The sequence below is a fragment of the Streptomyces rhizosphaerihabitans genome (assembly GCF_025399795.1).
Taxonomy (GTDB): Bacteria; Actinomycetota; Actinomycetes; order Streptomycetales; family Streptomycetaceae; genus Streptomyces; species Streptomyces rhizosphaerihabitans.
In genome coordinates this window covers 23,447-30,893 of record NZ_JAODTZ010000078.1, presented here as the reverse complement: position 1 = coordinate 30,893, position 7,447 = coordinate 23,447, and the positions used below count along the sequence as shown (strand labels likewise).

Here is a 7,447-nt window from a genome sequence, read left to right as displayed (position 1 = left end):
CTGACAACTATGGCACTCCCCCTCCGTGCCTAGCATGTGGAGGTGGACGACATACAGGTTCCCGACTCCCTTGTGGCCCTGCAATCCGCTGCCTACGTCGCTCGTGTGTCCCTGGCTGACCATGTCCGAGCGAGCGGTCCGGTCCGCGACTGGACCGACGGGACGCGGGCCGAGGCAGCCCGCCTTCAGCAGACACTCGAGTCGGCAGAGACCGCCCTTCGGGAAGCCTTCGAAGCGAGCGACTTGCTGCGCGTACACGGCAGACACGCCCTGCGCCGATCCCTCAGGAGGGCAACGGCCCCTCCTGCTCCCCTCCCTTAGGAGCCCGTTTCCCTTCCGTCTCCCGGATCATCGAGCCGAGCCGATCAGCGATCGCCCGATCACGGTCACTGGCCATGTGCTGATAGATCAACGCCGCGCGCGATCTGCTGCGGCTTCTAGCGGCCGCGGCGGCGGCCCTTGGAGCGGCGGGGGTAGGGGAAGAGCCGCGGGCGGCGCTTGGCAGCCACGTCCTCGATCCAGCCGAAGAGCAGGATCGCCAGGCAGATCAGCGGAACGGAGATCACCAGCGGGGTCCACTGGCTCGCCAGCAACCACTGCGCGTGGTTGTAGAAGAAAGTGTTGCTCCACAGCGGGTCGATCAGCGGCTCGGTCAGCACCAGCGCGAAGGAGTGCCACAGGTAGACGGTGACCGCACGGGAGTTGAGCAGGCTGATCACGCCGTTGAACCGCTCCAGCGGCTTGGGCCACTGCTCCCAGGACGGGCTGAGGTGGAGCAGCAGCAGCACCGCGCCGAACGACCAGATCGCCTGGGCGACCGGTACCGCTTCCAGATCGTGCCCGAGCCGCGGGTTGCTCACCGGTGACCGCAGCAGCCACCAGTAGCCGAACATGAGCACCAGCGGTGCGAGGGACGGCACGATGTACTGCGGGATCTTGCGGAGCAGCCCTTCCTGGTGGGCCATGCCGAGCAGCCAGCAGGCGCCGAAGGTGGTGAAGTCGGTGGCGGCTTCCATCAGCCGGCCGGACTGGTCGATCAGGCCGGAGTTGATGAAGGACGCGAGCGCCAGCGGCGCCAGCAGGGTGACCCAGGGCAGCTTCCGCATCGCCTTGAGCAGGAGCGGCGACAGCAGTACGTACCAGAGGTAGGCGCGCAGGTACCACAGCGGCACGCAGATCTGTTCGGCCCAGGAATTCGGCAGGTGCCCGCCGAAGTCGTGCAGCGAGGCCCCGAACGGCGGCTCGCTGAGCGGCAGGATCCAGTAGGCCAGGTCGGCCCACCACCAGTTGGAGTGATGGTGGTCGGGTCTCCAGCCCTCCAGGAGCATCAGCGGCACCACGACCGCGCCGAACAGCCACATCGGCGGCAGCAGACGGCGCAGCCGGCCGCGGATCACGCTCAGCGCCGGCCGGTTGAGGGACCGCACCATCAGCGACCCGGCCAGCGCGAACATGACACCCATGGAGGGAAAGACGATCGGCAGCCAATTCCAGCTGAAGTTGTGGTAGACCACCACGCGGACCAGGGCCAGCGCCCGCAGCAGGTCGAGGTAGCGGTCACGGCCCGGCTTGTGCGCGGGCGCCGGGGCGGCCTCCTCGGGCTGCGGGGCGTGCTGCGCGGGAATCACCGCTGGGTCCATCACCCGCAGGGCGACGGTGTCGGAAAAGTTCCGGGTGCCGAAGGCACCGTGTTCCGCGGTACTCATGAAGACATCGCCCCCGTTGTGTGCTCAAGTCCGACCTCACCGGTGCGCTTCAGCTTCTGCCAGCGCAACCGCCCCCCGGTCAGCGCGGTGATGGTGGACTGCAGCAGCACCATGTACATGAGCACCCGGTAGACCACCTGCTGGGCCGGCAGCGTGATCAGATGCCACGCCTTCTCCTTGTCGAGGTGGAAGGACCACCAGGCGCAGACGGCCTGAAGGGTCATCACCGCGAACCAGGCGGCCAGGGTCTTGTACGCGTCGACGAAGACCACGCCGTAGACCATGCCGACGTCGATGGCGGGTGCGAGCAGCGGGGTGACCACCATGAACAGGGCGACGAACGGCAGGCCCACCCGGCCGAAGCGGCCGGCCGCGCCGCGCTCCAGCACCGCGTGCCGGTGCTTCCACATCGCCTGCATGGTGCCGTAGCTCCAGCGGTAGCGCTGCGACCACAGCTGCTTCATGCTGACGGGCGCCTCGGTCCAGGCCCGGGCGTCCTCGGCGTAGACGACTCTCCAGCCGGCCCGGTGCAGGGCCATGGTCACGTCGGTGTCCTCGGCGAGCGTGTCGTCGCTCATACCGCCCGCCTGCTCCAGCGCCGAACGGCGGAAGCCGCCCACGGCGCCGGGGATGGTCGGCATGCAGTTGAGCACGTCGTACATCCGGCGGTCGAGGTTGAAGCCCATCACGTACTCGATGTGCTGCCAGGCGCCGATCAGCGTGTCGCGGTTGCCGACCTTGGCGTTGCCGGCGACCGCGCCGACGTGCGGGTCGCCGAAGGGCTGCACCAGCTCGCGGACGGTGGACGGTTCGAAGACCGTGTCGCCGTCCATCATGACGATCAGGTCGTACGAGGCGGCGGCCACACCGGTGTTGAGGGCGGTCGGCTTGCCGCTGTTCGGCTGCCGGATCAGCCGGACCATCGGCAGGCCGAGCTCCTCCACGATGGCGGACGTGTCGTCGGTCGACCCGTCGTCGACCACGATCACTTCGATGGGGTAGTCGCTTGCCGCCAGGGAGAGCAGGGTGTTGGTGATGCACTCCTGCTCGTTGTACGCGGGTACCACCACGGTGACCGGTTCGGTGACCGGGTCGCCCCAGGAGAAGCTCTTCTTGCGGGTGCGCCGCACATGGACGGCCGAGAGCACCAGCATCAGCGCGAAGCGAAGCATGACCAGCACACCGACGACCGCGAGCAGGCCGACCAGCCAGGGCAGCAGCCCCACCGAGAAGGTGGTGCACCACAGGAACGCCTTGCCGACCCACAGGCTGTAGTTGCCGACCTTGGTGTTGGCGGAGCCGGTGCCGAGCGCCTCGCCGGTGGTCTTGAAGGTGTAACCCTGGGCCTTGAGCTTGTCGATGATGACCGGCAGCGCGGCCAGCGTCTGCGTCCGGTTGCCGCCCGCGTCGTGCAGCAGGATCATCTCGCCCTGACCGGGGAGGTCGGGCATGGCGGACTTGACGATGGAGTCGACGCCGGGGCGCTTCCAGTCGTCGGTGTCCTTGTCGATGAAGGTGGTCAGGTACCCCTCCGACCCTGCCTGCTTGGTCACCGGCCACGACCAGTCGTCCAGCGCGTCCACGGTGGAGGAGTAGGGCGGGCGGAACAGGCTGGAGTGGATGCCGGCGACACCGGCCAGCGCGAGCTGGGTCTCGCCCAGCTCCCAGGTGAGCCGGGTGCCGGAGTGCAGCGCGAGGTCGGGGTGGGTGAAGGTGTGCAGACCGATCTCATGGCCTTCGGCCACGATCTGGCGGATCAGCGCCGGGTTGCGGGTGACCATCGAGCCGGTGACGAAGAAGTCGGCGCGGACGTTCTCTTCCTTCAGCACCTTGAGGATCTTCGGCGTCCACTGGGCGGACGGCCCGTCGTCGAAGGAGAGGACGACGGTCTTGTCCGGGATCGTGTAGCTGACCGGCTTGCTGTTCTTGGCGCCGCGTGCGTCGACGACCGGGCCGCCCTCCAGCACGCTGGTCGGAACGGTGCCCTTGTCCACCGAGACGGCGATCTGCTCGTCGTGGAAGACCTCGTTGTTCGCCATGCCCCGAAGCACCATCAGCGCCAGCAGGGTCGCCAGTACGGTCACCGGCAGAAAGAAACGCAGGGGAGGTGCGGCGAGTCGGCGGGGCCGCGCGATGGACTGCCGGGGACGTTGGTGACGGGTGCGGGACATGGACTTCCTGGTCGGTCGCGTCTGGCTACGGCGTGGTGGCGTCGGACACGGAGCTCGACGCCGCCGTACCGGCCGTCGGTGCAGCGGTGACTGACGCGGTGGCCTCGGACACGGAGCTCGACACCGCCGTACCGGCCGTCGGTGCAGCGGTGACTGACGCGGTGGCCTCGGACACGGAGCTCGACACCGCCGTACCGGCCGTCGGCGTAGCGGTGACTGACGCGGTGGCCTCGGATGCGGTCGCTGGGGCGGTGGTGCTCTTTCCGGACTCGGCGACGCCGGGAGCCGCGGGCAGCGGCGCGTTCAGGTACTGGCTGGGCGGCGTGGTGTTCGCGGTGCCGGGGACGGTGAGCCCGGGCGCTTGCGACTGGGTTCCGACCAGGCCGGAGACCATCGCCACCACGAACCCGGTGCAGATGATGCCCAGCAGCCAGCCGAGACCGCGCAGACGGCGACCGCGCAGACCGGTCTGGTCCACAAAGACGGGAGCCGTCTCGACCTCCGTAGAGGCACTGGTCATCGACAGCCTCGAGCTTCCTCATGGTGCTACAACTGCCAGCTCGGCGCTGCCGAAAGCGGTAAGTAGTGCGGAAAAATGATCAATGTACAGGGAAAGGGAGATTATCCGACCCGCCCCCGATCATGTAACAAGATTAGTATGAAGATTCGGTGAATGTCACGCGGGTCTCGTAGAGTTCCGGCGAAGTAGCTTGCTTCCTGCCCCGAACGGACCCTCTCGCATGGTCATAACCCGCCGCAGCCGCCTGACGGTCGCCGCGACCCTCATGGTCGCCATCACGTTCCTCGTGGATGCCTGCGGCGGCGCGGGAAGCGGGGGCGGCGTCAAGGCGGGTACGGCCACCGCCCGGGCCGCGCACTTCCAGGTCTCGTCCATGCTCAAGCCGTCCGGCCGCGCGCTGGGCGTTGTCGACGACAAGACGCCCTGGCAGTACGGCATCGTCACCGCCTTCGCCAAAGAGGCCGGGCGGGCCCCTGACATCCGCGAGTACTACAGCTCCTGGGGCGACGACTTCGACGCGGAGGGCAACGCCTTCCTGTGGCAGCACGGCCAGCTGCCCATGATGGCGCTGGTGCCCTCCGACATCTCGCTCACCGACATCGCCGAGGGCAAGGACGACGCCTACATCCGTCGACTGGCAGGCCAGATCGCCGCCTACGACGGCCCGTTGGCCCTCTCCTTCGCCGGCGAGATGAACGGTCCGTGGAACTCCTGGGGTCCCAAGCACACCAAGCCCGCCGACTTCGTCGCGTCATGGAAGCATGTACACGACATCTTCACCGCGCAGGGCGTCACCAACGTGATCTGGGTGTGGACTCCGCACGTGGTCGACTCGGGCACCACCGCCAAGCTGCGTCCCTACTACCCGGGCAACGCCTACGTCGACTGGGTCGGCCTCATCGGCTACTACGGGCCGATCGACGGCGTGGCCTTCTCCAGCCTGTTCACCCCCACCCTGCGCCAGATCGCGGGTTTCTCCGGCAAGCCGGTGCTGATCGCCGAAACCGGGGTGGCGCAGAGCGAAGGCAAAGAGGCGCACATCCGTGACCTGTTCCGGGGCGCCGCGAAAGCCGGCGTCATCGGGCTCGTCTGGTACGACCAGCGCAAGGACTGGCCGGGCAGCGACCAGCCGATGGACTGGCGGATCAGCACCTCGATGGGTGCGCTGGCCGCGTTCCAGGTGGAGTCGACCCGGAACAGCTTCGGCCATTCGTTCAAAAACGGCTGATCCAGGGCAAGCAGGGAAGCCGGGCGCAAGCCCGCCAGGAACGACATTTATCAAGGCGCATCACTGCGGCTGGCGCTTGCGGATGCCCGACCAGGGGAGATCACGGAGATGACGACGGAATCGTCGCCGGGCCAGGGGGCTCCGCAAGAGGAGTACGGCTGGGCCTTCCAGCCCCGCAAGTCGGCTGCCCGCCCGCAGCCGTACCGGGAACAGCAGCAGCCGGAGCCGGTCATGCCGTGGGACGGCCGGTCGTCGGCCGAGCCGTCCGACGGATCCCCCGGAACGCGGTGGGATGCCACCATGCCGCTGCGGTTTCCCGAGCCCGGCGCCGACGCCCACGAGGCCATGCGCGAGCCGGGTCGCCGGATACCCCCGCACACCCGGCGCGGCAGCGAATCGGCGGACCAGGAGTCCGGATACCCGGCGGCGGCGACCGCCGTCCTCGACCGGATGGCCCTCCGCCACCCCGAGCCTGTCGCCGCGCAGCCGCAGCCCCCTGCGGACGCGGGCGGCAAACGGGCCGGGAAGACCAGGTGGGCCGGCAGGATCGCGCTCGCCCTTGCCGTCCTCGTCGCCGCCGGCGGCGGGGCCGCCGCCGTCATGATCAAGCAGGAGGACGACGCCGCCACCGTTGCCTCGGAGAAGCTGACGCAGGTGTGGCAGATACCGGCGCCCGCCGCCGACGACGCGCTGATCGGCAGCTGGCTCACCGACAAGCTGCTCGTCCGGGCCGGCAGCCGAGGCGGCCTGCAGGCCTACGACCTCACCGACGGCAAGCAGGTATGGAGCGCCGCGTCCTTCGCCGGCGCCGCCGAGCGCGGCACCGTCCCCTGCGCGATGTCGCCGACACTCAGCGCCCGGGGCATCGGCACGGTCGCCTTCGGCAAGGACGGCAGCACCTGCACCTGGCTGGCCGGTGTCAAGGCGTCCACCGGCAAGATCCTCTGGTCCATTCCGCTGACCAACACCAAGCACCCCACGGCGACGACCGCCGCGACCTACCTGCAGGGCAATGTCGCCACCATCGTCAGTGAGAACTTCCTCGGCGGTGTGGACGTCCGCACGGGCAGCCGCGTGTGGGGCTACAAGGCCCGCGGTCACTACTGCAACGCCTACGACCGGGGCACCGAGGGCGTCGTGCTGGTGGACGACTTCTGCCTCGACCAGAAGACCAGGTTCACCCTCACCGCGTACGACGGCAGGACCGGGAAGGTGATCTGGCGGAAGCCCGAAAGCGCCCACTCGGACGTAACGCACGTCCTGTCCGGCTCACCGCTGGTCGCCGCCGTCCACACGGCGCGCCAGGACGCCGTGCGGGTTTTCGACACCACCGGGACCGGCCGCAAACTGGCCGTGGGCGACGACGAGCTCACGACCGGCAACGAATCCGGCGCCGACCACTCCGTCCGGCTCTACGGCAACGTCCTGGTCGCCCCGGCCTCGGCCGCCGGCAGCCCGGTGATCGACGGCTTCGACACCGCCACCGGCGCCAAACTCTGGACCCACCGCTCCGCCGCGCTCGCCGTCCCCGCGTCCGGCGCGGACGACAAGGTGTACGCCGTCACCACGTCCGGCTCCCCGCAGCTCATCACCATCGACCCGCGCACCGGTCACACCACCCCGGTCGCGGGCCTGCCGGTGGGGACCGGCAAGTGGAACTTCACCTCCGGCACGGTGTACGTCACCTCGGACGGCGGCGTGCTGGAACTCAACGCCCTCGGGTCGAACGGCGGCGTGCGGCTCTACGGGTAGCGTCCGAAGTGATCTCCTCGGCGGGCGTCCCGGGGCGAGACCCCGGGGCGCCTGGAAGTGACCGGGGACC

General features: G+C 69.0%; 5 protein-coding genes. 2 read left to right on the top strand and 3 right to left on the bottom strand.

Translation table 11 applies throughout. The features are described 5' to 3' along the window. Positions 1–437: 437 nt before the first annotated feature. From N4G66_RS41700 to N4G66_RS41690, 3 genes are read right to left on the bottom strand one after another with little or no spacing between them, the layout of a single operon-like run. Positions 438–1,706, bottom strand: coding sequence for an acyltransferase family protein (locus N4G66_RS41700; RefSeq protein WP_261709535.1), 1,269 nt, complete (start codon positions 1,704–1,706; stop codon positions 438–440). Next, a complete protein-coding gene (locus N4G66_RS41695) occupies positions 1,703–3,877 on the bottom strand; it encodes a bifunctional polysaccharide deacetylase/glycosyltransferase family 2 protein (RefSeq protein ID WP_261709533.1) in 2,175 nt (724 codons plus the stop codon). Before N4G66_RS41695 ends, N4G66_RS41700 begins: the two co-directional genes overlap by 4 nt. Before the next feature lie 25 nt (positions 3,878–3,902). After that, positions 3,903–4,397: a hypothetical protein gene (locus N4G66_RS41690; protein WP_261709532.1), complete on the bottom strand. Its 495-nt coding sequence runs from the start codon at positions 4,395–4,397 to the stop codon at positions 3,903–3,905. Positions 4,398–4,617: 220 nt separating this feature from the next. Between N4G66_RS41690 and N4G66_RS41685 the strand changes: the two genes are divergently transcribed. Together N4G66_RS41685 and N4G66_RS41680 are read left to right on the top strand one after the other, a co-directional pair. Beyond that, a complete protein-coding gene (locus tag N4G66_RS41685; RefSeq protein WP_261709531.1) occupies positions 4,618–5,625 on the top strand; it encodes a glycoside hydrolase family 26 protein in 1,008 nt (335 codons plus the stop codon). Positions 5,626–5,733: 108 nt separating this feature from the next. Next, entirely contained in the window at positions 5,734–7,377 is a 1,644-nt protein-coding gene (locus N4G66_RS41680) for an outer membrane protein assembly factor BamB family protein (protein ID WP_261709530.1), read from the top strand. Positions 7,378–7,447 lie beyond the last annotated feature (70 nt).